Genomic DNA, 25,761 nt, shown 5'->3' with positions numbered 1-25,761 from the left:
AATTCCTCAGACCAGGCTGGCACGGGCAGGGTGGTGAGCGGCCTGACGTGCAGCGATTTTCTGCTTCGTCAGCGGGATCAGGGATTTACCGTATTCGACGGCATCATTGAGCGGGTCAAAACCGCGGATCAGGAAAGTGGTGATGCCCAGGTCATAATATTTCAGCAGCGCGTCAGACACCTGTTCAGGCGTACCGACCAGCGCAGTGGAGTTCGATCCCCCGCCGATGAGCCCGGCAATACCGGTCCACAGGCAGCTGTCGAGACGATCGCCTTGCGCCACGGCATTCAGTAACCGCTGAGCCCCGACGCTCTGTGGTTTTGCTGCCAGAGTCTGGCCGCTGGTCGCCCGTTGTGCAGTGGCTTTCGCCAGGATCTCGTCGGCCTTTGCCCAGGCTTCTTGTTCCGTTTTACCGAGGATCGGGCGGAATGAGATGCTGAAGTCGATGTCACGCTGATGCTGTGCTGCCGAGGCTTTCACCGCGGCCACGGTTTCTGCCGCGCTTGCCAGCGGTTCGCCCCACAGCGCGAAGACATCGGCATGTTTACCGGCAACACGGATGGCATCTTCAGACGACCCACCGAAGAACACAGGCAGCCGTTGCTGAGAGGGTTTGATGGCTGAGAAGGCTTTCTCCGCCTGATAAAACGCACCCTGATGGTCGAAATCTTTTTCCGAGTACCAGCTTTTTTTCAGAACATCAATGTATTCATCCGTGCGCTGATAGCGGCCTGACTTTGGCACGAAATCCCCGTCGCGACGCTGTTCTGCATCGCTGCCGCCGCTGATGATATGCACTGCCACGCGGCCATCCAGCAAGTGATCGAGCGTGGCGAGTTTACGTGCCGCCAGCGTCGGGGCAACAAAGCCGGGGCGATGGGCCAGCAGGAAATGAATACGGGACGTGTTTGCGCCAGCATGCGCGGTGACCAGAAAGGCATCCGGCTGGTCGGAGGCATAGGCCACCAGAATGCGGTCGAAACCGGCGTTTTCGTGGGCTTTGGCGAAATCGGCGATGTATTTTTTATCAAAAACAGGGCCAGTTGGCGGAATGATTTCAGACGCCAGCCGATGGCCGATCATACCAATAAATTGCACGCTCATGAGCTGTCACTCCTCAGGTCAGAGGCCAGCGAACCAAGACTGCGCTGGCAGGAGTTATCACCATAAACGGGTTTTTACTATGTTAGAAATTCATTATGTGGATAAGTTAATATGAAAAATGCGCATTAAGATTGAGGCGGGTGGGTTGCCACTCACATCGGCCTTAAGGTCAAGACCTTGGGCTCGCCGCCCAAACGGGCCTTAAGGGGGGCTTATCGCCGCCCCCCTTAAGAATCCCGGGCTCTTTTTACAACGCGCTGCCGCTGGCAGGCTATATTCCAGCGGCTCCGGCTATTGCCGCAAACGCCGCCGCTGCGCGGTCCTCTCATTTCAGGTTCGGACCCGCTCGGAAAACACCCTCGCGGTTTCTCACCGTTCATTCGACGTCGTTTTGAGCGCGGCCAGAGGCTTTTTAAAGCGCAACCTCACCCTTTTTGACTCTATAAATCAAAAATTTAAGTCTCAATAATCTTTTGAATGACACAGTCATTGGCCGCACTCAAAAATCACGCTGGAGGGAGTGGTGGAAACCCGCGCATGTTTTTGCGCGGGTTGTAACCCGACCGGAGGGCACCGCGAAGCGGCGGGATTTTGCGGCAATAGGAGGAGTTTCTGGAACATAGCCCGCGAGCGGCAGCGCGCAGTTAAAAAAACGCAGGATACCAAAGGGTTTCGTTTAAAACCCTTTGGGCCCGTTTGGGCGGCGAGCCCAAGGTCTTGACCTTAAGGCCGGTGTGGGTGGCAACCCACGGTTTTGACGTTAGAATCCCCTGAAATCCCCCCACCTCGCCCACGAGAATCTAATACTCTATCCCCGTCTGCACCGGTAAATCCAGGCCGTGCGCGATGGCGGCGGCGAAGGCATCAATGGCGGGGATCTGGCTGGCAGGGACATTGGGATAGACCAGCCATAACTGGCTGCGCGGGGCGAAATCTTTCAGGGCATACAGCGCCAGCTCAGGGCGCAGGGGGTGATGTTCCACCAGTGCGCGCGGCATCAGGCCGAGGCCGCGGCCTTCGGCGATGAGGGAGAGTTGCAGCGTGACGCCAAAGGCTTCGAGATTGATCAACAGTGGCAAACCCTGTTCGATTAATGCCCGTTGCAGCGCCGCGCGAAAACCACAGCCTTCCGGATTGAGGATCCACCCGTGCTGATAACACTCCTCCAGCCGCTGCGGCAACGCTGCCGTGGCTTTCGGGCCGACCACCACCAGATCTACGGCGCCGAGAGGCTGATTCTCAATGCCTGCCGGAAATTGTTTACTGGCGGGAAACAGCACCACCGCCGCCTCAAGCTCCTGACGCTGTACGCGCAGCAATAATTCTTCGCCCCAGCCGCTGGATAAACGTGGCTGAATTTCCGGGAACTGGCTGGAAAGCATCTTAAGCGCGGGCAGCAGGCTGCTTTCGCTCAGGCTTTGCGGAACCGCCAGACGCAGCAGGCCGGACGGCGGGCTGTCGGCGGCCACCAGATCGCTGAGCGCATCCACTTCACGCAAAATATGGCGGCATTGCTGATAAACACGTTTACCCATCAGCGTCGGTTTCAGCGGTTTGGTTTGCCGGTTCAGCAACGGGATGCCCAGTGATTCCTCGAAATTCTGTACGCGGCGGGTAATGGCCGGTTGCGTGAGCCCCAGCTCATCGGCGGCCAGACGCGTCGATTGCAGGCGAATGACCGCAACAAACGCGGTTAAATCTTCAATTTTCATGGCATCCGGTATCCGTAAGAAAATCAACATCAGTCCGCGCAGCATAAAACAATTTGAAGTATGACGCTGGATCGCACCGCACATTTTTATGTGTTAAATGCATATTAGCTTATCCATAAAATGAATTTTGGTTGAGTTTGACCAGTGCTAGCCTGTCCTGAATGTTGATCAAAAGGGGAAGGCGATGACCGCTTTACATACCGCGCCACTGCGCCAGTTTCTGGCCGACTTCACGCGGCTGATTCAGGAACCGCATGGTCAGACCGAGGTTCTGGCGCAGGGCAGCACACTGCTGGCGACACTGATCGGCCAGGATAACTGGCTGCCGGAAGCCTTTGCTGAGCCACATGCCGAACACTATCAGCAATATTTGCTGTATGCCGATCCGCTGTCGCGATTTTCCGTGGTCAGTTTTGTCTGGGGACCTGGGCACACCACGCCGGTGCATGACCACCGCGTCTGGGGGCTGATCGGGATGCTGCGCGGGGGAGAAACCAGCCAGAATTATGTACGCCACCACGACGGCACCCTGCAACCCGAAGGACCCGCCGTGACACTGCATCCGGGCGATGTAGAGAAAATCGCGCCGGATGTGCTGGATATTCATCAGGTCAGTAATCTTTACGCCGATCGCGTTTCGGTCAGTATTCACGTTTATGGCGGCAATATCGGCGCAGTGTCACGGGCGGTTTACTTGCCCGACGGCAGCGAGAAAACCTTTATTTCCGGCTATTCCAACTCACTCCTGCCCAATGTCTGGGATCTGTCAAAAGAGAATCCATATGTCTGATGCTCAAACCTTACCGCTGCGTCATTTTTCGTGGCTGCGACAGGCGTTGATCGCCGGGCAGGAAGTCGCGCTGGTTGATGTTCGTGAAGAAGCCGCGTTTGCCACCGGCCATCCGTTGTTTACGGTCAATCTGGCACTGTCAAAACTGGAGCTGGAAGTGCTGGATCGCATTCCGCAGCGTAAAACGGCGGTGACCCTGTATGACAACGGCGAGTTCTATGACGCCGCGCGCGGCGAGCGCAAAACCACGCGGGCGGCGGCGTTGCTGCACGCGCTGGGGTATCAGGATGTCGCCGTGCTGGCGGGCGATCTGGCAGGCTGGAAAGAGGCCGGCGGGGAAATCTTCATTGATGTGAATGCGCCGGGCAAAGCGTTTGGTGAATGGGTGGAACATCATTACCAGACGCCTTCACTGAGTGCAGAACAGGTGCTGGCACTGCAACAGCAGGGCGCGAATATCGCGGTGCTGGATGTGCGCCGTTTTGATGAATTTCAGACCATGAGCATTCCCGGCGGCGTCAGCGTACCGGGAGGGGAGCTTGTGCTGCGCTTGCGTGATGTCGTACCTGATGCAAGTACACAGATTATTGTTAACTGCGCAGGCCGAACACGCAGCATTATCGGTACACAATCTCTGATCAATGCCGGTTTCAGTCAGCCGGTAGCGGCTTTACGCAACGGCACCATTGGCTGGACGCTGGCGGGCCAGACACTGGCGCATCAGCAACAGGCGCAGTTTCCGCCGCTCAGTGAGAAGTCACGCCAGGCGGCGCGGGAAGGTGCGCAGGCTCTGGGAATTCGTGCGGGCGTTCGCGCTGTGACGTTGTCACAAATCCGCGACTGGCAGCAGGACGATTCCCGCACGTTATACCTTTTTGATGTCCGCACGGCAGAGGAGTTTCGCGCCGGTCATTTACCGGGTGCGCGACATGTTGCGGGCGGCCAGCTGATTCAGGAAACCGATCATTACGCCAGCGTGCGCGGTGCGCGGGTAGTGCTGGCCGATGACGACGGCGTGCGCGCCACCCTGGCCGCATCCTGGCTGGCGCAGATGAACTGGGAAGTGTACGTTGCGGACGTTAGCGCGGAAGACTTCACCGGGCAAGGCGACTGGAAGGCCAGCGTTGCCCCCGCGCCGGCGGTGGAATCGGTCACTGCGCAGACAGTGCAACACTGGCTGGCAGAGGGCGACACCGGGGTGATTGATCTCACCACCAGCGCGAATTTTCGCAACCGCCGCATTCCGGGCGCAGTGTGGACCACACGCGGCAACATCCCCCAGATCATCGCTTCACAGCCTGAGAAACAGCGCTGGGTGGTGACGTGCACCAGCGGTCTGCTCGCACGTTACGCTGTCACAGAAATAGCTGCGCTGACGGGTAAAAATACTTTTTTGCTGGAGAAAGGAACGGTGGGCTGGATTGATGCCGGTCTGCCGCTTGAGCACGGTGATTCGGTCTGGCTGGAGGATCCACAGGATCGCTATCGCCGCCCGTACGAAGGTACTGATGTAAGCCCGCAGGCCATGCAGGATTATCTCGACTGGGAATATGGTCTGGTGGCGCAACTGGAAAAAGACGGTACGCACGGTTTTGTATTATTGACGTCGTGAAATGACATTAAAGCAGCGCGGGGCTGACGCCTCTGCGTGAAGAACGCAGAGGATCAGTTAATGCTTAACGACGGCCACGCGGATGGGTGCGGGCAGTCCAGTCATAGGTTGCAGAGGTACTTGGCACGGCTTTATTACGGCGTTTTTCCGCACGCGCTTTAGCCGCGACCTTTTCCTTCTCTTCCATCAACTTATCGATGTAATCATCTTTAATGCGGTTATTTTCAGAATTGGTCAACTCACGGCCCTGTGCTTTACGAGCCCGGTCCAGCAAGGTTTTCAGCTCGCGCTGTTCGCTTTCCGTCATATCTTGTTGTGTCAGTCTTTTCATTTTTAACGCGTCCTGTGAGGAAAGTGGCAACCAGTGTAGTCGTTAACGGGGGGAAATGCCCGCAGAATGCGTTTTAACGTCAAAACCGTGGGTTGCCACCCACACCGGGCTTAAGGGTTCTGTGTAAGCCTTTTAACGTCAAAATCGTGGGTTGCCACCCACACCGGCCTTAAGGGGGGCTTATCGCCGCCCCCCTTAAGAATCCCGGGCTCTTTTACTGCGCGCTATCGCTCGCGGGCTATGTTTCAGGGGCTTGCGCTATTGCCGCAAACGCCGCCGCTGCGCGGTTCTCTCATTTCAGGTTCGGACCCGCTCGGAAAAACACCCTCGCGGTTTCTCACCGTTCATTCGACGTCGTTTTGAGCGCGGCCAAAGGCTATGTAAACAGGATTATTTTCTAATACCCTTTCGCAGGGTGAGGATAAAAGCAAAGCCAAAACCATAGTCAAAACCAAAACCAAACACATCGTTTCGGCTTTAAAAATGCCATTGGCCGCGCTAAAAAATCACGCCGAAGGGAGAGGTGGAAAACCGCGCGTCTGTTTGCGCGGGTTGTAACCCGACCGGAGGGCACCGCGTAGCGGCGGGATTTTTCGGCAATAACGCAAGCCGCTGAAACATAGCCCGCGAGCGATAGCGCGCAGTTAAAAAAACGCAGGATTCCAAAGGGTTTCGTTTAAAACCCTTTGGGCCCGTTTGGGCGGCGAGCCCAAGGTCTTGACGTTAAAACGCATTCGCAGCCCTTAAGTCCGGTGTGGGCGGCAACCCACATTTAGCTCTTATTTGCGGAACCTAACGATAATCATTATCATCCTCGCATTCCGTTTCTCCCCGAGGTGTTATGCGTAAGTTCTCTCCTTTATTACTGATTTCGTGCCTGCTGATGGCTGCTGGCGTGCAGGCTAAAACCGTTACGGACATTTCCAACCGTACGGTCACGGTGCCTGATAACCCGCAGCGGATTGTGGTGGGGGAAAGCCGTATGCTGTATACGCTGGCGTTGGTGCAGGACGGCAACCCGGCGCAGCATGTGGTGGGGTGGCCGGGGGATATGGCGACGCTGGATGCGCAAAGCTGGGCAATCTATCTGAAAGCCTTTCCTGAAATCGGCAATATCCCGCTGCTGGGGCAGAACAACTACACCCAGATGAGCGTAGAAAAGGTCATTGCGCTCAAACCGGATCTGGTGATTCTGCCGATCTACGCCAAAAAGCAGGATAACCAGGATCTGATGCAGGAAGCGCTGACCCGCGCGGGGATCCCGGTGATCTACGTCGATCTGCGTGTCGATCAACTGCATAACACGCTGCCGAGTGTGAAACTGCTGGGCGATGTGATGAATCACCCGGAAAAAGCGGCGCGGTTTATCGCTTTTTATCAGCAACATATGAACCGCGTGCAAGAAAGAATAGCCGCGTATCACGGAAAAAGACCCACGGTGATGTTGCAGCTGCATCTTGGCCGCCGCGAGACGTGCTGCACCACGGTGTCACACGGCAATCTGGCAGATCTGCTGGCGTTCGCCGGCGGAGATAATATTGCGAAAGGGGCGTTCAAAAGCGTCTACGGCGATCTGAACCCGGAAGCGGTGATCGTCGCCAATCCGGATGTGTATATCACCACCGGCATGGCGGGGCCGGAAGGCAAAAGAGTGTCAAACCTGATGCTCGGGCCGCAGGTGACGCAGGAGGAAGCCGCGCAGAGTTTCCGTCAGGTGATGGACAAACAACCGGTGCTCTCCACGCTGAAAGCCGTGCGGGAAGGGCGAGCGTACAGCGTCTGGCATAATTTCTACCTCAGCCCGTACCACCTGGTGGATGTCGAGGTTTTTGCTAAAGCGATGTATCCGCAGCTGTTCAAAGACGTTGACCCGCAACAGACGATGCAGGATCTCTACGCTCAGTTCCTGCCGGTGCCCTTCAGCGGCACTTACTGGAGTTCCTTGCCAGCCAGATGACGCCATCTGAAAACCTTCCCTGACGCGCAGGATTTTTAAGTCCACAAGGATGTGCAGACAGGCTACCCTGAGTTCAGTGAACCTTGCCCGCAAGCCCTGCACGGACTGATTACACAGGAATCTGAATGCGTCGAAAAAATGTGAATGATTATCAGGCTTTTATCGCCGTTGCGCGTGAGCAAAGCTTTACCAAAGCGGCAGCACAGCTCGGCGTTTCGCAGTCGGCGCTGAGCTACACCATCAGAACGCTGGAAGCCCATCTCGGGCTGCGGTTGCTGACCCGCACAACGCGCAGCGTCTCGGTCACCGAGGCGGGTGAACGTTTGCTCAGCCGCATCGGGCCTCATTTTGACGAAATCGAAAACGAGATCGCCGCCATCAGCGGGATGCGTGAAAAACCCGCTGGCACCGTCCGCATCACTGCAATTGAACATGCCGCTGAGTCCATTCTCTGGCCGAAACTGACGCCAATGCTGCTCGAATATCCGGATATTCACATTGAGATCATCAGTGAATACGGGCTGAAAGATATCGTCGCTGAACGCTATGACGCCGGTGTCCGGCTCGGCGAGCAGGTGGATAAAGACATGATTTCCGTGCCCGTTGCCCCGAACTTCAGTTTTGCGGTGGTCGGATCGCCGTCTTATTTCGAAGGCAAAACGCGACCTGTCACGCCACGGGATCTGAATGAACACAGCTGCATTAAACTCCGGCTGCCCACCCACGGCGGCTTTTATGCCTGGGAATTCAGCAAGCAGGGCACCGAACTTAAGGTGCGCATTGACGGGCGATGTACTTTCAGCAGCATCGGGCTGATGCGACAGGCCGCGCTGGACGGGCTGGGGCTGGCCTATCTGCCCAAAGATGTGGTGGAACCGGCGCTGCAATCCGGTCAGCTGATTCAGGTATTAGCCGACTGGTCGCCGCCGCGCACGGCGTATCACCTTTATTACCCCAGCCGTCGCCAGCATTCTCCTGCTTTTGCGCTGGTGCTCGAGGCACTGCGCTACCGTCCGTAATATTCCTCCCGCAAACCCATTGGGCTGATGGTTTCAGCTCAATGCCTCCTGATTAAGAAAATAGCCTTCTAAGCTCATGCAGATTTATCCCTCTAATCACTTAATACCAAAGAGATTATGATCAGCCCCCTGAACCCGTCACGGCCCCGTGAGTCGCGGCGCCGTGCATCTCCACATTTCTTAACGACTAAGGTAAACCTCTCATGACACCACGCGCTCTGCTTGAAGCATTTCCCTTTGCACCGGGGCTTACCCTGCGTAACCGTATTGTGATGGCGCCGATGACCACCTGGGCAGGTAACGATGATGGCACCGTCTCTGCTGAAGAAGAGGCGTATTACCGCCTGCGGGTAAAAGACGTGGGGCTGGTGATCACCGGATGCACGCATGTTCAGCAAAACGGGATCGGCTTCACCGGCGAGTTTGCTGCATATGATGACACTTTCATTCCCGGTTTAACGCGGCTGGCCGCGGCGGCGAAAAGCGGGGGCGCACCGGCAATCCTGCAGATTTTCCATGCCGGTGTGAAAACCCATCCGGACCTGGTGTCCGATATTGTGGCCGCAAGCGCCGTTGCCGGTGAGGCGGGGCCATTTGCGCCTGCGGTGGTACCGCGTGAACTGGCGGATCATGAAGTGGAAGACATTGTTGAGGCGTTCGGCGAGGCGACCCGTCGCGCCATTGCAGCCGGTTTTGACGGCGTTGAGCTTCATGGTGCCCACGGTTTTCTGTTGCAGAATTTCTTTTCTCCCCATTTTAATCAGCGCAGCGATCGCTGGGGCGGTTCGCTGGCGCACCGGATGCGCTTCCCGCTGGCCGTTGTTTCCAAAGTGCGTGAAACCATTGCCCGCTATGCCACGCAACCTTTCCAGCTGGGTTACCGGATCACGCTTGATGAACATGAAGAGGACGGGCTGCGCATCGGGGAGTCACTTAAACTGGTGGATAGTTTGATCGACAGCGGGATCAGTTATCTGCATGTCTCGCTGGGCAATGCATTAGAGGCGCGCCCGGTTGATGCGCCGCAAGGCCCGGCGATTATTGCTATCGTGCGCGATCATCTCGCCGGACGGATCCCGCTTATCGCCGCGGGTCAGATGAGAACGCCTGAACAGGCAGAACAGGCGCTGGCTGCCGGCGTTTCTCTCGCGGCAATCGGGCAGGGGCTGGTGATGAATCCGGACTGGGTGAAATATGCCAAAGGCGAGGCGCAAAGCCCGATTGCGCTGGACGTTGCCGCCCCGGACGTCGTGCCACTCGCCATCCCTGAAAAGCTGTGGCGCGTCATCGAAAATACCCCCGGTTGGTTTAACGTGCGACCGGCCACCGGGTCTGTCTCGTAAGCGGAAAGTGAGAAAACACGCAGGCGCCTGGTGTGGCTGACGCCTGCGTGAAAAGATCAGAAATCCACTGCCGCCGAAAGCACCACATTGCGCGGTTCGCCTTCGATAACGCGTAAATTACCGGCACTGGAAGAGTAATACTCTTTATCGAACAGGTTATTCACGTTTAATTTGATCTGCGTATGTTTGCCCAGCAACTGATTATCCCAGGCGACAAACGCATCCGCCACGGTGTAATCCGGCAGGGTGAAGCTGTTTTCCGGATCGCCCGCACGGGAGCCCATATAACGCGCACCGCCACCGATGCGGAAATCACCCGGCACCTGCGACCAGCGCAGAGTGTGGCTCAGATACAGGCTGCCCATGTTGGTTGGCGCATTCACCAGGCGGTTACCGACGTTGGCGGAATTCACGTCATCTTCGGTGATTTCGGTTTTGTCATAACTGTAGCTGGCCGTCAGATCCCAGTCCTTAGCGACTTCCCCGTTAATCTCCAGCTCCGCACCGGTCGAACGCGCTTTCGGAATGTTACGCGTCACGCCGTTGATGAACACCGACATGTCCTCTTCATCGATGCGGTACACCGCCAGCGTCGCGTCCAGACGCGGTGAAATCTGCCATTTGGTGCCGACTTCATAGGTTGTGCCGCTTTCCGGCGAAGCCACATTACCGTTGTCATCCACATCGGTGGACGGCGTAAACGACTGGCTGTAGTTGGCGTAGAACGACAGATCGTCAGTCAGTTTGTACACCACGCCCACCTGCGGCAGGAATTTATCATCGGTATCGTCCAGACTTTGGGTTGGATTAACGAAACCTGAGGTCTGTTTCTGGTTGTAATGCTGATAACGCCCGCCGACCACGCCAATCCATTTATCCGTCAGATGAATGCTGTCTTTCAGATAAATTGATTTGTTGTAGAGGGTGTTTCGAAGATTGCTGTTGCTGTCGGAATAGGTGCTGCTGTTGGTGATCGGCTCAACGCCGTACACCGGCGCATACATATTGAAGGTGCTGAAGGTTTTGCCACGGTAAGAATACTGTTTGTAGGTTTCGTTTTTCTCGTAATCGACGCCAATCAGCAGGTCATTCATTATCCCGAAGATCTCCTGATTGCCGATCCAGTCCCAGGAAGTATAGCTGGTCTGATGGTTGAATCCCCGGTTGGCATCCGCACGACGCGTCACTGCGCCGGTATCGGTGTTGACGGCGGTGGCGCGGACTTCATTGCTGTCATAGCGGCGTTGCTGCCAGGCGTAGGTCAGACGGGTTTTCCAGTCCTCATTCAGCTGATATTCCCAGGTGGTGTTCAGGCGCTTTGTTTTGCCCCACGCGTGGTTGGCCAGTTCGTCAAGACGACGGTTGTAAGGGATATCCAGCGGTTTACCGTTGCTGAATACCGTTCCGCGATCGTAGGGAATGTCGTATTTATATTCCTGATAACTGACGTTAAAACTGGCTTTTTCACCGAACCAGCTCAGCGAAGGGGCGAGCAGGGTGTGCGAATCGCTGCCAAAGTTACGCCAGTAATCTTCGTACTGACGTTCGGCGATCATGCGAAACGCGAAACCGTTCCCCAGCGGGCCGGTGACATCGAGCGTGCCAGCACCGCCGCCAAATCCGCCGGTCCGGCCACTGACGCGGGTATTCCATTCATACTGCGGCTTTTTGCTGATCATGTTGATCACGCCGCCAGGATTTTGAATACCGTAAAGCAGGGAAGCGGAACCCTTGAGCACCTCGATGTGATCGATGGTGGAGTCAAAGCCCAGCCCCTGATTACTGCGCACGCCGTCGATCAGGATTGAGCCGTCACTGTTGGCGCCAAATCCGCGTTTGACGAAGCCGTCTTCCGTGCCACCCAGCGTATTCCCCTGAGCCACGCCGCTGACGAACTTCATCGCGTCATTCAGCGAGGTGACGTCGTAATCCTGGATCATCGACTGCGTGACGACGCTGACTGACTGCGGAGTTTCACTGAGCGGAGTCTCACTTTTGCTGGCGGTGGAACTCTGCGTGGCGCTGTAATCGGTGGTGTCCGGGGTATCCGCCTGTGCATTGACGGTAATGGAATCTTCAGAAGCAGGCTGCGCCGCGAGCAGCGGCGAACAATGGAGCATAGCTAACGCAATGACGGATTTTTTGAATCCGCCGTGAGCCCCGCGCGGGGCGTGCTGGTAAGACATGTGAGTAATTCCCTGAAAGAAAGTCGAACAAAGTAAATACAAATGATAACGGTTTGCATTCTAATTTGTGGCGCGGGTAAAGGGAATCAAATTGATGATGACAATAATTACAATTGAACGCGCAGGGAGAGGGAAAGGGCACCAATGCAGGTCAATGATCAGCCTGATACCGCGACTTTTCTGGCGACCGGAATGACAGGTAATTTCCTTTAATTCTCTTAATTAATCTCAATGTTAGAAATGTTAGCTACCAATTCCAACAAAATATAACAGAACATTGCCTGCTGAAATTATATTCCCGTCGATCACGGCCTGAGATTACATAAGATATTTCAGGGTTTTATTGCTAATTATCTTAGGTTTTTGATAAATGAGTAATTAAATTAACCTATTGTTTATTAATTGTTTTTAAGTCATTTTTATTGATGTGAAAAAGGTTTCCTCATAATCGGTAAGGAAATTATCGTTTATTTTTGATGTTGCGGTGATATTATAAATTTGTACCTAAATAATAATAAATACCAACCCAAACTTAACATCAGGCATGTGAGAGTCGTAATTCTATGCTCCTTCAAAAGAAAACTACCCGTCGCAAGTTTTTACTTGGGTCGCTGATGGCATTGCCTGTCGGCACCATCATGATGAAAGGGCTGTCAGCAGCAGAAGCGGCTGAGATGGCTGCCCCGGATTTACTCGATTATAAACCCGTGTTTTTCAGCGCAGAGGAATGGCAATTCATTATGGCCGCCGCTGACCGTCTGATCCCCGCCGGTGGCAAAGGCAAAGCGCCGGGCGCGCTGGAAACCAATGTGCCGATCTTTATCGATCAGCAAATGCATGGCGATTTCGGTGAAGAAATCTACATGCAGGGGCCGTTTAACGTCCACGCACCGGCCACGATGGGGTATCAGATCCCGTTCCGTCCGCAGCAAATCTACAAAACCGGTATTCGCCTGGCGAACAGCTGGTGCCAGCAAAATCATCAGAAAGCCTTCCATGAACTTTCCGATCAGGACAAAGAGCAGGTGCTGACGAAGTTGCAGAAGAACGACATCCGCTTTGCCGATTTGGGCGAAGAGAGTCTCGTGGCCTCGCAATTCTTCAGCGAACTGCTGTCAGACACCAAACACGGTTATCTGGCGGATCCAATCTACGGCGGTAATAAAGGGATGAAGGCGTGGATCGCCATCGGGTTCCCCGGCGCGCGCGCGAGTTTCACGGAATGGGTGAAACAGCACAACGTCCCTTACCCGCTGGGGCCTGTGAGCCTGCAAGGCGCGCGTGCCTGAGGGCCGCGTCTTATTACCGTTTCTGAAGAATGACAGGATAAAAGATGGCACAAGTAACTAAACCAGAAGTCGACGTTGTGGTTGTCGGCCTCGGCTGGGCGGGCTCGCTGATGAGCATCGAGCTGGCGATGGCGGGCCTGACGGTGCGTGCGCTGGAACGCGGCGGCGACCGCGGCTATGAAGAATTTGCCTACCCGAAGCCGGCGGATGAATACGCCTACGCGGTACGAAACAAAGTGATGGCGACCCCGGCGCAGGCCGCGGTGACCGTGCGTTACAACATGAGTGAAACCGCACTGCCGACCCGTAAATGGGGCGCATTTGCGCCAGGCACCGGCGTTGGCGGCTCGGGTCTGCACTGGACTGCGGTGCTGATCCGCCCGACACCGACCGATTTAAAACTCAAAACCTACGCCGACGAAGCTTACAAACCCGGCATTTTGCAGGAAGACATGCGGATCATGGATTTCCCGTTCAGCTGGGATGAAATCGAGCCGTATTACACCAAGTTTGAGCACATCTGCGGGCAATCTGGTAAAACCGGCAACCTGCGCGGTCAGATTATGGAAGGCGGCGATCCGTTCGAAGGTCCGCGTTCTGAGCCATACCCGCTGCCTGCGCTGGAAGACACGCTCAACAGCAGCATGTTTGCTGAAGTCACTAAGAAGATGGGCTATCACCCGTTCCCGAACCCGTCGGCCTGCGTCTCCCGCGCGTGGACTAACCCGTACGGCAATCAGATCGCACCCTGTAACTACTGCGGTTATTGCAGTAAATACCCGTGCCTGAACTACTCGAAAGCCTCGCCGCAAACCGCCGTGATGGACGCGCTCAAACGTATGGAGAACTTCTCGTATGAAGTTCACGCCAACGTGATGAAAGTCGAGCTGCACGATGACAAGAAAACCGCCAAAGGCGTGATCTATATTGATGCCGACGGCAACGAGTGTTTCCAGCCCGCCAAAATCGTGGTGCTGAGCAGCTTCCAGTTCTGCAACGTGCGCCTGATGTTGCTCTCCGGCATCGGCAAACCTTACAACCCGATCACCGAAGAAGGCGTGGTTGGGCGTAACTATGCGTTCCTGAGTAACGGCGGTTCGACGCTGTTCTTCAAAGACAAAAACTTCAACCCGTTTGCCACCGCGGGCGCCACCGGCCAGATGTTCAACGACATTTCTCCGGGCAATTTCGATGGCGCATCTCTGGGCTTTATCGGCGGCGCGAAGATCCACAGTTCTCAGGCCACCGGCACGCCAATCAGCACCTCGCTGCCAAAAGGCACGCCTGCGTGGGGCACCGGCTGGAAAGAAGGGATGGAAGAGTGGTACGGCCATTCGATGAAAATCAGCATCACCACCACCTGCCAGTCTTATCGCGACATTTATCTGGATCTCGATCCGAACTACAAAGATGAATACGGTTATCCGCTGCTGCGCATGACGTTCGACTGGAAACAGAACGAACTCAAATTGCAGCAATACCTGAAAGGCATCGTCGGCAATATCACCAAAGAGCTCAACCCGGACAGCTACAGCGAAAGCTTCCTGCCGATGGACGCGCACTTTGACCTGACCAAATACGTGTCCACGCACAACGTGGGCGGCGCGGTGATGGGCGATAACCCGAAAACCTCGGCGCTGAACAAGTTCCTGCAAAGCTGGGATGTGCATAACGTCTTTGTGCCGGGCGGAAACGCGTTCCCGCAAAACTTCCAGGCCAACCCGACGGACACCATCGGCGCGATCACCCTGATGGCGGCGCAGGCGATCAAAGATCAGTATCTTAAAAATCCTGGCCCACTGGTTCAGGCATAAGCGGAGATGAACAGAATGAAACTCAAACGTTTATTTATCGCTAACGCCTTGCTGCTGGGTGTCGGTTTTATGGCGAATGCGCAGGCGGATAACAGTTCACCGCCTGACAACGCGGCGCTGATTAAGCAGGGCGAATATGTGGCGCGTCTCGGCGACTGCGGCGCGTGCCATACGGCGGCGGGCAAACCGGCGTTTTCCGGCGGCCTGGCGATCAATTCGAATCTCGGGACGATTTATTCCACCAATATCACCCCGGACAAAGACCACGGTATTGGCGGCTACACCGAAGCGCAGTTCTCGGATGCGGTGCGCAAAGGCGTTCTGCCGGACGGCACCCGTTTGTACCCGGCGATGCCGTATCCTGATTACGCCAAAATCAATGATGAAGACATGCACGCGCTCTACGCTTACTTTATGCAGGGCGTAAAACCGAGCGCAGAACAGCCGCCGGAAACGGATCTGAGCTTCCCGTTCAGTCAGCGCTGGGGCATGCGTTTCTGGAACTGGGTGTTTGCGTCTGATAAACCATTCCAGCCAATCGGTGGGGCATCAGAGCAGGTAAACCGTGGCGCGTATCTGGTGGAAAGTCTGGGGCACTGCGGCAGCTGCCACACGCCGCGCGGATTCGGCATGAACGAAAAAGCGCTCGACAGCAGCGACACTGATTTCCTCGCGGGCGGCAGCCTGAATAACTGGGATGTGCCTTCCCTGCGCGGCGTCGCGCACTGGAACGAACAGGAAATCGTCGATTATCTCGGGACAGGGCGTAACGATAAAGCGGCAGTGGGTGGCGAAATGACGTCGGTGGTCGAGAACAGTACCGCGCACATGACCGATGACGATCTCAAAGCCATTGCCGCGTACCTCAAATTCCTGGGCGGCAATCCGCCGGTTCCGGCAGAGGACACGCAGAAAGCCAGCGCGACAGAAGCGAAACTGACGGCGGCGAAAAACCTCAGCGAAGGCGAACGTCTTTATCTGGATAACTGCGGTGCCTGCCACTTTGTAACCGGAAAGGGCGCGCCGGGCGTGTTCCCGCAGCTGGATCAGGCCACAATTGTGAACTCACAGGATCCGACCGGGCTTATCCATACCATCCTCGCCGGTGCACAACAGCCGTCCACGGCCCGCGCGCCTTCAACGCTGGTGATGCCTGGTTTTGCAGCGCGTCTGAGCGACGAAGAAGCCGCGCAGCTTGCGACCTTTATCCGTCAGGGCTGGAGCAACTCTGCGCCAGCGGTATCGGCGAAAGACGTAAGCGAAGTGCGTAAAACACTGGCGCACTGACGTTTAGAGCGGCAAGTCTGACAGCAAAACGGCCTTCCGAAAGGGAGGCCGTTTTTTTTATCAGTTTAAGTATCAGTTTAAATATCAGGTTAAACAGTGCAAGGGATTAACCCGTTGTCGGATCAGAACATCAGCACCATCCACGGATAGCCGATCAGCATCAGGCCGCCGAGGAAGATAGCGCCGAAGATGGTGCCCAGACGCCAATAATCTTTCGTCGGCAGGTAGCCGCTGCCGTAGTAAATCGGGCTCGGGCCGGTACCGTAAGGGGTGATGATGCCCATCACGCCCAGCGAGGTCACCATCATCAGGCAGTAAACCGGCATGTTGATGCCGGGGATCGCCGCCGCAATGGTCAGCATCGCCGGTAACAGGGCGGTGGTGTGCGCGGTGGTACTGGCAAACAGATAGTGCAACAGGAAGAAGGCAATCAGGAGCATGACGGCGGCGACCTGCGGATCGAAACCGTCGAGCAGTTGCCCGCCTTCTTTACCCAGCCAGGCGATAAAGCCAACGCGGGCCAGACCATCCGCCAGCGCGACCAGCGTGGCAAACCAGGCGAAGGTATTCCAGGCCGGTTTGTTGCTGATAATGTCGTTCCAGTTCAGCACGCCGGTCCACAGCATCAGCACCACCACCAGCAGCGCGGCCAGCGCCGGTTCGATCCAGGCGGCGGCGAAAATCCACATCAGCAGCGCAGAACAGACGAAGACCAGCAGCAGGATTTCGTTACGCGACAGCTTGCCGAGTTTTTCCAGTTCACTTTTGGCCCAGCGCGGCACTTCATCATTGATCTTCACTTCCGGCGGATAGAACCAGTAAGCCAGTAACGGCATGGTGAGGATCAGCAAAACGCCGAGCGGCAGGAAGGCGAGGAACCACATGCCCCAGGAGATTTCGAATCCGGTAATGCTTTTCACCAGCGCCAGCGCCAGCAGGTTTGGCGCAAGCGCCGACAGGAACATCGAGCTGGTAATACAGGCGGCGGTAATCGCGACCCACATCAGGTAGGAACCGATTTTACGGGCGCTCGGGTCATTGGGTTTGGAGCCGTAAAGCGGCGGCAGGTTGGCGATGATCGGGTAGATGGTCCCGCCGCTGCGCGCGGTGTTGGACGGCGTGAACGGTGCCAGCAGCAGATCGGCGAAGGTGATGGCATAACCCAGCGTCAGGCTGCGACGGCCAAGGTATTTCACCAGAATCAGCGCCAGACGGCGGCCAAACTGGGTCTTGTCATAGCCTGCGGCGAACATAAATGCGCCGAAGATCAGCCAGACCGTGGAGTTACCAAAACCGCTCACCGCCCATTTAAACGACTCGCTCGCCATCTTAAATTTAGGATCGGCGATTTCCGCCGGGCTGAACAACAGCCACTGGCTGAACAGGGCGATCACCACCACACCGGTCAGGCCGATCACCGCGCCAGGCAGGGGTTCAAAAATCAGCCCCACAATGACCCCGACAAAAATGGCAAAGAAATGCCAGGCATAGGGCTGAAGGCCGGAAGGCACCGGCGTGAGCAGCAGGATAATTGCCACCAGCACCGGAAGGAACAGCATGATCAAACGTTTTTTCACTCCGGCAGAGGCAGGAGCGGCCTTTGCGGGGTCATTCAAAGTGGATGTGGGTTTCATAGTTTTTTCTGCCAGTTATTGAAAATGAGCATCGCGCCCCCGGATATCTATGATGTTTTTTACGCTTGCGTTTTGGTAATAAATGACTGCTGTGGATATTTCACGATGACAATTGAAATACATTAATGTTTCTTCGCGAACAGGGAGACGTAATACTCTCATTCAGGCGTTATGGCACCCGGCGGATATTATCCTCAGCCAGAATGACGCCCGGATGAATTCCTATTTAACTCAGTAGTATTACATTGTGTAGGGTTATTATTTTGACCAGAAAACCTGCTCTATGAAATGTAGAGTAAATTTTGGCAAAAGCCAAACTGAGGGCATAACCTGCTGATTTTGTTCGTGGGTTTTTCCATGTTAATCAAAAGTTGATTTTTGTCAACTCATGGTTAACAATTGGAGGGGATATTCGCATTAACGCTGGGTAATTAAACAACTCCCGTCCATCAGACCTTTTACATCACATTATTTCTGCTATATGAGCAGAAAGCAGCAAAGCATTTCTATATTTATCACCTGCACCGGATAACTTATTTTAGCGGTAAGTCATTCGCCCACGAAAAGAAATCCAGGCGTTTACATTTTGGAGTTGATTACAATGAATAAGCTCACCCCGGTTCTTAAACCGCTCACGTTGCCCAACGGCGCTGTGCTGAAAAACCGTTTACTGATGGCACCGATGACCACCTGTACCGGCTTCTACGACGGCACGGTGACCAGTGAGCTGGTCGAGTATTACCGCGATCGCGCTGGCAGCATCGGCACTATCATCGTTGAGTGTTGCTTCATTGATCGTCTGGGACCGGCGTTTCCCGGCGCGATTGCCATCGACAGCGACAACAAAATCGCCGGTCTGAAAAAAATCGCCGACGCCATCAAGTCAAAAGGCTCTAAAGCCATTTTGCAAATTTACCACGGCGGCAGAATGGTGGAGCCGGAGCTTATCGGCGGCAGAACGCCCGTCGCACCCAGCGCCATCGCCGCGCCGCGTGAAGGCGCGACCACGCCTAAAGAGCTGTCCGGTGAAGAAGTTGATGTGATGATCACCAAATTTGGTGATGCGGTGAACCGCGCCATCAAAGCCGGTTTCGACGGCGTGGAGATCCACGGCGCCAACACTTACCTGATCCAGCAGTTTTACTCGCCGAACTCCAACCAGCGCACCGACAAATGGGGCGGCGACCGCGATAAGCGAGCCACATTCCCGCTGGAAGTGCTCGAGATCACCCACAAAATGGCGAAGCGTTTCGCCGACGACAACTTCATTATCGGTTACCGTTTCTCGCCGGAAGAGCTGGAAGTGCCCGGCATCCGGTTTGACGACACACTGTATCTGCTGGAAAAACTCGCTGCGCGCGGGCTGGACTACGTGCATTTCTCCGTCGGCCAGTTGCTGCGTCCTTCTATCGTAGACACCACCGACCCGACACCGCTCATCACTAAATACCGCGCCATGCGTTCTGAAACGCTGGCAAAAGTGCCGGTGATTGGCGTCGGCGGCGTGGTTAACAAAGCGGATGCGGAGAAAGGGCTGGAGTACGGTTTTGATCTGGTCGCGGTAGGCAAAGCGTGCATCGCCTATCCGGACTGGGCCGACCGTATTATTAACAACGACCATCTGGAACTGTTCATCGACAGCAACAAGCGCGAGGCGCTGAACATTCCTGAGCCGTTGTGGCGCTTCTCACTGGTTGACGCCATGATCCGCGACACCAGCGTGACAGGCCGTAAATATAAAGCCGGCGTATATCAGGAAAAAGTGGAAGCCGAAGCGCTGAAGCTGAAAATCAGCGTTACGCTCGATACCGACCGTATTACCGATATAACTTTGGTGAAAGATGACACCCTCGACGTCGATTTCACCACCACCTTTGAACAGTTGCGCACACGTATTCTGGTTGCCAACAGCCCGCACGTTGATGCCATCACCGGCGCGACGACCCAGAGTGAGGCGCTGAAAAAAGCCGTTTCCCGCGCCTTAACCACCTCCAGCAAAGAGCACGTGATTGAAGAAGGCGGTAACCCTCAGGCACCACAGAACTTCGATGTGGTGATCGTCGGCAGCGGCGGCGCAGGTCTGGCGGCCGCCATTCAGGCGCATGATGAAGGCGCGCACGTCGTCATTATCGAGAAAATGCCCACCATCGGGGGCAACACCATCAAAGCCTCTGTGGGGATGAACGCGGCAGAAACCCGGTTTCAGAAACTCAAAGGCATCGAGGACAGCAAAGAGCTGTTCTATGACGAAACCCTGAAAGGCGGCAAGTTCAAGAACAACCCGGAACTGCTCAGGGAGTTCGTTGAGCTGGCACCGGAAGCCATCGAGTGGCTGGCGGCGAAAGAGATCGAGCTGAACGATATCACCATCACCGGCGGGATGAGCATTGACCGTACCCACCGTCCGCAGGATCGCTCCGCCGTCGGCGGCTTCCTGATCAGCGGTCTGGTGAAAAACGTCAATAAGCGCGATATCGAAGTGCTGCTCGAAACCTCCGTGGCGGAAATCCTGTATGAAAACGGCGCAGTGACCGGCGTGAAAGTGGTGGATGAATACAACGACAGCCGTATTCTTAATGCCAAAAGCGTGATTGTGGCGACCGGCGGTTTCAGTGCTAACCGCGAAATGGTGGTGAAATATCGCCCTGAGCTGGACGGCTTTGTGACCACTAACCATAAAGGCGCCACCGGCAGCGGCATTGCCATGCTGCAAAAAATCGGGGCGGATACCGTCGATATGGGCGAGATCCAGATCCACCCGACCGTTGAACAAACCACGTCCTACCTGATTTCTGAATCCATTCGCGGCGGCGGGGCGATCCTGGTGAGCCAGGCGGGCAAGCGTTTCTACAATGAAATGGAAACCCGCGACAAAGTGTCGGCAGAAATCATCGCGCTGCCGGAGAAAAGCGCGTGGGTGATCTTTGATGAACAGGTGCGGGCAAACAACAAAGCGGCTGACGAGTATATCGCCAAAGGCTTTGTACTCAGCGCGCCGACGCCGGAAGAGCTGGCGGTGAAGCTGAACATGAACCCGCATGATCTGGCCGAAACGCTGGAACGCTACAATCTGTTCGTGGTGGCCAAAAAAGACGAAGATTTTGGGCGTACCACTGCGCTGCGTCATCCGCTTAATCAGGGGCCATTCTTTGCCATCCGCATCGCGCCGGGCGTGCATCATACGATGGGCGGCGTGGTCATCAACACTGACACGGCGGTGCTTGATAGCCAGAAACAGCCGATTACCGGAGCCTGGGCGGCCGGTGAAGTGGCGGGCGGTATCCACGGTGCAAACCGCATCGGCGGCAACGCGGTGGCCGATATTATCATCTTCGGTATTCTGGCGGGACGAAACGCGGCCGCGCTGGCGCGGGGATAAATTGATAAGGTGAACAATGAAAAACCACGCTTCGGCGTGGTTTTTTTATGACGGGCCAAAACTGCCAGTGCCTGCCGCACAAACAAAAACGTCCACCCGGAAGGGCGGACGTTTTCAGACGTTCCGGGCGTTTATCTTAACCGCTTAACGGTAGACCAGACCCACGATGGACGCCGACAGCAGGCTGACCAGCGTCGCGCCGACCAGCAGGCGGAAAGCGGCACGGGCCACCATGTTGCCCTGAACTTCTTCGATACTTTTCACCGCACCGGCAATAATACCGACGGTAGAAATGTTAGCGAAAGACACCAGGAAGACGGACAGGATCGCCACGGTACGGGGCTCGAGATGCGCAACCAGATCTTTCATCTGCAACATCGCCACGAATTCGTTGGCGACGATTTTCGTCCCCATGATGCTGCCTGCGGTGAGGGAATCCTGGCTGACAATGCCGGTTAACCAGGCGATCGGGTAGAACAGATAACCGATGATGTCCTGGAAGCTCTTACCAAAACCGCCCATGAAGATGGCATTGATCATCGCCAGCAGGGCGTTGAAACCCACCAGCATGGCCGCCACGATCATCGCCATTTTGAAGCCCGCCATGATGTACTCGCCCAGCATTTCTACGAAGCTGTGTTTCGGTACATTGAGTTTAGGCATTTCGTTATCGGCTTCATCCGAATACGGGTTTACCACCTGTAAAACGGCAAAAGTGGACAGCATATTCAGGATCAGCGAAAGCATGACATAACGCGGCTCAAGCAGGGTCATGTAGGAACCGACAATCGACATGGACACGGTGGAAATGGCGGTCGCCGATAATGTATACATGCGGCGTTCATTCAGGTGCGGAACAATATCTTTAATAGCGATAAAGTTTTCAGACTGCCCGACCAATAAAGAACTCACGGCATTAAATGATTCCAGGCGTGGCATTCCGTTAATCTTAGATAAGAGATAACCGATCCCTTTAATCATTAGCGGTAATATACGCAGGTGCTGGAGAATACCAATCAGCGCGGAAATAAAGATGATTGGACATAATACGAATAAGAAGAAGCTGAACTGATTATCATTAACCAGACCGCCGAAGACGAAATCAGTCCCTACACGCGCATAGCTCATCAGGTTAGTGAACACGCCGGAGAGGCCGGAAATCAGGTAAACGCCTGCCTGGCTGTACAGCAGAACCCAGGCCAGCACGATTTCGATCACCAAAATTTGCACGACGTAGCGCAGCTTAACACCGCGTTTGTTGTAGCTAATCAACCAGCCAATACCGAATATCATTATAAGGCTAAGTAAAAAATGCAATATATTTGACGTCATCGAGATTCCAATGGATGTGAGTGGTGTTTTAAAGCGCGAACTATAACAGCAACCTCACAAAACTCATTCTGTTTTTTCATTCCGTTGCGCACAGGCAATCGATTGCGTTCAAAAAAGAAACAATCGGCGTCGGCTATTTAAAATAACGCACCGAAGTGGTGAGATTTTTATTACCACGCACTCATTTGGTGACAGGAATTATATTATGCGGTGCAATTTTCCCTGAAATACTGCCGGCACACCGCGGGGCTGGCCTTCTTATTTTACAGGCATATCAGCGTGCCGCGCGCTTTTGCGAATCAGCCAAACGCAGCGTTTAATGCTTTGATAAAACTGCGTATTTTTACCGTCTGCCGTAAGCCGGGTGATGTCAGGACGTGCATCGGGCGCGAAGGGCATGCGTAATCTGGCAGCACCTGAATCAGCCGTCCGGCACTGATTTCACCTCTTAATACGTCTTCCGGCCCCTGCGTCACGCCATAGCCTTTGATTGCGGCGTGCAAAAGCGCCCGCCAGTCGTTGGACCTGAAGCGGCCTTCAGGGTGAACTTCCCAGGTTTTTCCGTCTTTTAAAAACAGCCAGCGGCAGGGCGATTGCGGCGACCAGACGCCATACACCAGGCAGGCGTGAAGCGCCAGGGCATCCGGTGTCGCCGGTGTGCCGTGCTGTGCGAGATATTCCGGCGAGGCGCAGGCAATCAGGCGGTAAGGGCGCAGGGGATGGGCAATCAGCGGGCTGTCTTGCAGTTCACCGATGCGCACAATCACCTCATAACCCTCCTCGATCGGATCCACCCGGCGATCGGTCAGCGTCAGCTCGACCTGCGTGCCGGGATACTGATCCAGATATTGCGTAATAAAAGGCGCCAGCATGGAGGCGCCAAACGTCACCGGAGCATTGACGCGGATAATACCGGAGGGGGTGGCCTTCATTTCCATCGCGATGGCATCCGCTGCCTCGGCCTCCGCGAGCACGATTTTACAGCGTTCATAATAACTGCGGCCAATGTCCGTCAGGCTCTGGCGACGGGTAGTGCGATTGAGCAGCGTGGTCCCCAGCCGCAACTCCAGCCGGGAAATATGCTTCGCCACCATCTGCGGGGAGAGGCGCAATGCCTCCGCCGCCGAAGCGAACGAGCCCAGTTCGGCGGCTTTGACGAAAACATTCATGCTGGTCAGTCGGTCCACGATTCACTCCTATTTGTTGTTTGTCTGTGCCGATAATGAGTATTTATCAACTCCGGGTGTCGAATTATTCTTAACCTTCTGACCAACAATTGAAAGGTGAAATCATGAAAATCGGCATTATCGGCGCAGGGTTCGTAGGACGTGCGGTGGCAAAACTGGCGCTCAAGGCCGGCCATCAGGTCATGCTCAGTAATTCACGGGGGCCACATACGTTGTTCAGTCTCAGGCCAATGCTCGGATGCGAAATTGGCACAACCACGCAAGCCGCGCTCTTTGGTGACATTGTGGTGATTGCCGTGCCGCTGACCGCCATCGGGCAACTTCCGGCAGCAGAGCTTGCGGGGAAATCACTCATTGATGCAGTGAATTATTATCCTGAACGCGACGGGCAGGTGCCTGAACTTGATTCGCAGTCCACAACGACCAGTGAATATCTGCACAGTTTTCTGCCACTTTCACACATCACCAAGGCCTTCAACGCCATTCAGATGACGGATCTTGAAAGCGACGGTCTGCCTGCCGGTGCCCCGGCACGTCGCGCATTGCCGCTGGCCGGTGACGATGAGGCAACGAAACGTCTGGTCGCCGGGCTTTACGATGAATTTGGTTTTGACGCCTTCGACGCAGGTGCACTTTCCGAAGGCTGGCGCTTTCAGCGCGGCATGCCGTGTTATTGCGTGCGGATGACCACAACGGAACTGAAAAAAGCCATAGAGAATGCGCAGCGGCCAGAGCCGGTTTAACGGGAAATGAGGGAGAGTGTGCCGGGCAGGCAGTGATGTGCGCTGGTTATTTCCGGGGTTCTTAATTCATTAGCTTAATAAAAATCCACGCCCAGACGTGGATTTTTATTTTCAACCTGTACTCTGGTTTACTTAATTTCAGTCACGAAGTTTTCACGGCTGCGACGGACTTTTTTCAGGTTTACCAGCCAGTCACCTTCGTGGGCACGGTATCCCAGCGGCAGCATGACGACGCTGCGTAAGTTCTTCGATTTCAGATCAAGGATTTCATCAACGACGGTAGGATCAAACCCTTCCATCGGCGTGGCGTCGACTTCTTCAAACGCGGCGGCGATCAGCGCAGCACCCAGCCCGATGTATGCCTGACGGGCAGCAGCCTGATAGTTGGCTTCGGTTCCACGATCGGCGACGATGCCTAACAACATCTGACGATAGTTCTCCCACCCTTCATTTTTGAAACCACGGATGTCATTGGTCAGATCGAACATCATATTCACCCGCTCTGCGGTGATATCGTCCCACGCCGCAAACACCAGCAGGTGAGAACAGTCGGTGACCTGCGCCTGATCCCAGGCCACGGTTCTGATTTTTGCGCGGATATCCGGGTTGGTCACCACGAAGAGTTCAAAGGGTTGCAGCCCGCTTGAGGTTGGCGCCAGGCGCACGGCTTCTACGATACGGTCGATTTTTTCGTCAGAGACACTTTTCGTCGCATCAAATTTTTTGGTCGCGTAGCGCCATTCCAGTCTTTCGTTTAAGGTCGTCATCTTGTTTTCCTGAGGGATAAATGCAGAAGCAGTGCGTTGATACGATGGGGGTTTCAGTCTCCCAGCGCGTGGAAGATAATCGCATGATCCGATGGCGAAATTTTATGAATTTGAGCCCTGCGGCGGTAACACCGGGCAAACCGAATTATCTTCCTAAGCTGCTGAATAATGTCGCGCTAATTCACTGTGCCCCTTTACATTGACACCAGGTGGGTCTGTTTAATTTTCAATGTCTGTTGATACAATGAGATGAATTATCCCGGTAATAACGTATG

Annotated in this window: 18 protein-coding genes; 10 read left to right on the top strand and 8 right to left on the bottom strand. The window is 55.1% G+C overall.

Annotated features, from left to right (window positions below; genetic code table 11):
• Positions 1–6: 6 nt before the first annotated feature.
• Both ACO0U8_RS00495 and ACO0U8_RS00490 read right to left on the bottom strand, forming a co-directional pair.
• Positions 7–1,104 carry an LLM class flavin-dependent oxidoreductase gene (locus tag ACO0U8_RS00495; RefSeq protein WP_414071088.1) on the bottom strand — a complete coding sequence of 366 codons (1,098 nt, stop codon included), beginning with the start codon at positions 1,102–1,104 and terminating at the stop codon, positions 7–9.
• Between the two features lie 800 nt (positions 1,105–1,904).
• A complete protein-coding gene (locus ACO0U8_RS00490) occupies positions 1,905–2,816 on the bottom strand; it encodes a LysR family transcriptional regulator (protein WP_217202889.1) in 912 nt (303 codons plus the stop codon).
• Positions 2,817–3,000: 184 nt separating this feature from the next.
• Between ACO0U8_RS00490 and ACO0U8_RS00485 the strand changes: the two genes are divergently transcribed.
• Both ACO0U8_RS00485 and ACO0U8_RS00480 read left to right on the top strand, forming a co-directional pair.
• Positions 3,001–3,606 carry a cysteine dioxygenase gene (locus ACO0U8_RS00485; protein WP_421670055.1) on the top strand — a complete coding sequence of 202 codons (606 nt, stop codon included), beginning with the start codon at positions 3,001–3,003 and terminating at the stop codon, positions 3,604–3,606.
• A complete protein-coding gene (locus ACO0U8_RS00480) occupies positions 3,599–5,218 on the top strand; it encodes a rhodanese-like domain-containing protein (RefSeq protein WP_421670054.1) in 1,620 nt (539 codons plus the stop codon). The genes ACO0U8_RS00485 and ACO0U8_RS00480 overlap by 8 nt, the downstream gene beginning before the upstream one ends.
• 64 nt (positions 5,219–5,282) lie before the next feature.
• On the opposite strand, the gene ACO0U8_RS00475 is transcribed toward ACO0U8_RS00480, so the two are convergent.
• Positions 5,283–5,549, bottom strand: a complete 267-nt coding sequence (locus tag ACO0U8_RS00475; protein ID WP_056779328.1) for a DUF3811 domain-containing protein — start codon at positions 5,547–5,549, stop codon at positions 5,283–5,285.
• 841 nt (positions 5,550–6,390) lie between these two features.
• Here ACO0U8_RS00475 and ACO0U8_RS00470 point away from each other — a divergent pair.
• The 3 genes from ACO0U8_RS00470 to ACO0U8_RS00460 all read left to right on the top strand — a co-directional run bounded on the left by ACO0U8_RS00470 (position 6,391) and on the right by ACO0U8_RS00460 (position 9,868).
• Positions 6,391–7,506, top strand: a complete 1,116-nt coding sequence (locus ACO0U8_RS00470; protein ID WP_421670053.1) for an ABC transporter substrate-binding protein — start codon at positions 6,391–6,393, stop codon at positions 7,504–7,506.
• A 125-nt stretch (positions 7,507–7,631) separates the two neighbouring features.
• Positions 7,632–8,525: a LysR family transcriptional regulator gene (locus tag ACO0U8_RS00465; RefSeq protein ID WP_183846988.1), complete on the top strand. Its 894-nt coding sequence runs from the start codon at positions 7,632–7,634 to the stop codon at positions 8,523–8,525.
• Between the two features lie 203 nt (positions 8,526–8,728).
• The gene (locus ACO0U8_RS00460; protein WP_421670052.1) at positions 8,729–9,868 is read left to right on the top strand and encodes an NADH-dependent flavin oxidoreductase; all 1,140 of its coding nucleotides are present in this window, start codon (positions 8,729–8,731) and stop codon (positions 9,866–9,868) included.
• A 56-nt stretch (positions 9,869–9,924) separates the two neighbouring features.
• On the opposite strand, the gene ACO0U8_RS00455 is transcribed toward ACO0U8_RS00460, so the two are convergent.
• Positions 9,925–11,988 (bottom strand): TonB-dependent siderophore receptor, encoded by a 2,064-nt coding sequence (locus tag ACO0U8_RS00455; protein ID WP_390975831.1) that lies wholly within the window; start codon positions 11,986–11,988, stop codon positions 9,925–9,927.
• Positions 11,989–12,617: 629 nt separating this feature from the next.
• Between ACO0U8_RS00455 and ACO0U8_RS00450 the strand changes: the two genes are divergently transcribed.
• From ACO0U8_RS00450 to ACO0U8_RS00440, 3 genes are read left to right on the top strand one after another with little or no spacing between them, the layout of a single operon-like run.
• On the top strand, positions 12,618–13,343 hold the full coding sequence (locus ACO0U8_RS00450; RefSeq protein ID WP_136377543.1) for a gluconate 2-dehydrogenase subunit 3 family protein: 726 nt from the start codon (positions 12,618–12,620) through the stop codon (positions 13,341–13,343).
• Positions 13,344–13,387: 44 nt separating this feature from the next.
• Complete coding sequence (locus ACO0U8_RS00445) at positions 13,388–15,157, top strand: GMC family oxidoreductase (protein ID WP_122095352.1); 1,770 nt, start codon at positions 13,388–13,390, stop codon at positions 15,155–15,157.
• A 15-nt stretch (positions 15,158–15,172) separates the two neighbouring features.
• Complete coding sequence (locus ACO0U8_RS00440; protein WP_421670051.1) at positions 15,173–16,444, top strand: c-type cytochrome; 1,272 nt, start codon at positions 15,173–15,175, stop codon at positions 16,442–16,444.
• A 122-nt stretch (positions 16,445–16,566) separates the two neighbouring features.
• On the opposite strand, the gene ACO0U8_RS00435 is transcribed toward ACO0U8_RS00440, so the two are convergent.
• On the bottom strand, positions 16,567–18,078 hold the full coding sequence (locus ACO0U8_RS00435) for an anion permease (RefSeq protein WP_122095350.1): 1,512 nt from the start codon (positions 18,076–18,078) through the stop codon (positions 16,567–16,569).
• 601 nt (positions 18,079–18,679) lie between these two features.
• On the opposite strand from ACO0U8_RS00435, the gene ACO0U8_RS00430 reads away from it, so the two are divergent.
• Positions 18,680–21,457 (top strand): flavocytochrome c, encoded by a 2,778-nt coding sequence (locus tag ACO0U8_RS00430; protein WP_414071080.1) that lies wholly within the window; start codon positions 18,680–18,682, stop codon positions 21,455–21,457.
• A 144-nt stretch (positions 21,458–21,601) separates the two neighbouring features.
• Here ACO0U8_RS00430 and ACO0U8_RS00425 read toward each other — a convergent pair whose 3' ends face one another.
• Both ACO0U8_RS00425 and ACO0U8_RS00420 read right to left on the bottom strand, forming a co-directional pair.
• Entirely contained in the window at positions 21,602–22,750 is a 1,149-nt protein-coding gene (locus ACO0U8_RS00425) for a NupC/NupG family nucleoside CNT transporter (protein WP_274388796.1), read from the bottom strand.
• Between the two features lie 338 nt (positions 22,751–23,088).
• Positions 23,089–23,976 carry a LysR family transcriptional regulator gene (locus ACO0U8_RS00420; protein ID WP_056777769.1) on the bottom strand — a complete coding sequence of 296 codons (888 nt, stop codon included), beginning with the start codon at positions 23,974–23,976 and terminating at the stop codon, positions 23,089–23,091.
• A 104-nt stretch (positions 23,977–24,080) separates the two neighbouring features.
• On the opposite strand from ACO0U8_RS00420, the gene ACO0U8_RS00415 reads away from it, so the two are divergent.
• Positions 24,081–24,719 (top strand): NADPH-dependent F420 reductase, encoded by a 639-nt coding sequence (locus ACO0U8_RS00415; RefSeq protein WP_421670050.1) that lies wholly within the window; start codon positions 24,081–24,083, stop codon positions 24,717–24,719.
• A 128-nt stretch (positions 24,720–24,847) separates the two neighbouring features.
• Here the strand turns inward: ACO0U8_RS00415 and ACO0U8_RS00410 are convergent, their stop codons facing one another.
• Positions 24,848–25,486 (bottom strand): nitroreductase family protein, encoded by a 639-nt coding sequence (locus ACO0U8_RS00410; RefSeq protein ID WP_183847005.1) that lies wholly within the window; start codon positions 25,484–25,486, stop codon positions 24,848–24,850.
• Positions 25,487–25,761 lie beyond the last annotated feature (275 nt).

This window comes from Rahnella sp. EDr1-12 (assembly GCF_049206505.1).
GTDB classification, from domain to species: domain Bacteria; phylum Pseudomonadota; class Gammaproteobacteria; order Enterobacterales; family Enterobacteriaceae; genus Rahnella; species Rahnella rivi.
Note: the sequence above shows the minus strand (reverse complement) of the source record. Positions and strands in the feature narration are given on the sequence as shown.

What these genes read in the sequence shown, in the direction of transcription:
- ACO0U8_RS00480 (WP_421670054.1), top strand. Translation starts at nt 3,599, where the DNA reads ATGTCTGATGCTCAAACCTTACCGCTGCGTCATTTTTCGTGGCTGCGA.
- ACO0U8_RS00450 (WP_136377543.1), top strand. Translation starts at nt 12,618, where the DNA reads ATGCTCCTTCAAAAGAAAACTACCCGTCGCAAGTTTTTACTTGGGTCG.
- ACO0U8_RS00410 (WP_183847005.1), bottom strand. Translation starts at nt 25,486, where the DNA reads ATGACGACCTTAAACGAAAGACTGGAATGGCGCTACGCGACCAAAAAA.
- ACO0U8_RS00485 (WP_421670055.1), top strand. Translation starts at nt 3,001, where the DNA reads ATGACCGCTTTACATACCGCGCCACTGCGCCAGTTTCTGGCCGACTTC.
- ACO0U8_RS00495 (WP_414071088.1), bottom strand. Translation starts at nt 1,104, where the DNA reads ATGAGCGTGCAATTTATTGGTATGATCGGCCATCGGCTGGCGTCTGAA.
- ACO0U8_RS00475 (WP_056779328.1), bottom strand. Translation starts at nt 5,549, where the DNA reads ATGAAAAGACTGACACAACAAGATATGACGGAAAGCGAACAGCGCGAG.
- ACO0U8_RS00455 (WP_390975831.1), bottom strand. Translation starts at nt 11,988, where the DNA reads ATGCTCCATTGTTCGCCGCTGCTCGCGGCGCAGCCTGCTTCTGAAGAT.
- ACO0U8_RS00470 (WP_421670053.1), top strand. Translation starts at nt 6,391, where the DNA reads ATGCGTAAGTTCTCTCCTTTATTACTGATTTCGTGCCTGCTGATGGCT.
- ACO0U8_RS00425 (WP_274388796.1), bottom strand. Translation starts at nt 22,750, where the DNA reads ATGATATTCGGTATTGGCTGGTTGATTAGCTACAACAAACGCGGTGTT.
- ACO0U8_RS00490 (WP_217202889.1), bottom strand. Translation starts at nt 2,816, where the DNA reads ATGAAAATTGAAGATTTAACCGCGTTTGTTGCGGTCATTCGCCTGCAA.
- ACO0U8_RS00460 (WP_421670052.1), top strand. Translation starts at nt 8,729, where the DNA reads ATGACACCACGCGCTCTGCTTGAAGCATTTCCCTTTGCACCGGGGCTT.
- ACO0U8_RS00445 (WP_122095352.1), top strand. Translation starts at nt 13,388, where the DNA reads ATGGCACAAGTAACTAAACCAGAAGTCGACGTTGTGGTTGTCGGCCTC.
- ACO0U8_RS00435 (WP_122095350.1), bottom strand. Translation starts at nt 18,078, where the DNA reads ATGAAACCCACATCCACTTTGAATGACCCCGCAAAGGCCGCTCCTGCC.
- ACO0U8_RS00440 (WP_421670051.1), top strand. Translation starts at nt 15,173, where the DNA reads ATGAAACTCAAACGTTTATTTATCGCTAACGCCTTGCTGCTGGGTGTC.
- ACO0U8_RS00415 (WP_421670050.1), top strand. Translation starts at nt 24,081, where the DNA reads ATGAAAATCGGCATTATCGGCGCAGGGTTCGTAGGACGTGCGGTGGCA.
- ACO0U8_RS00465 (WP_183846988.1), top strand. Translation starts at nt 7,632, where the DNA reads ATGCGTCGAAAAAATGTGAATGATTATCAGGCTTTTATCGCCGTTGCG.
- ACO0U8_RS00430 (WP_414071080.1), top strand. Translation starts at nt 18,680, where the DNA reads ATGAATAAGCTCACCCCGGTTCTTAAACCGCTCACGTTGCCCAACGGC.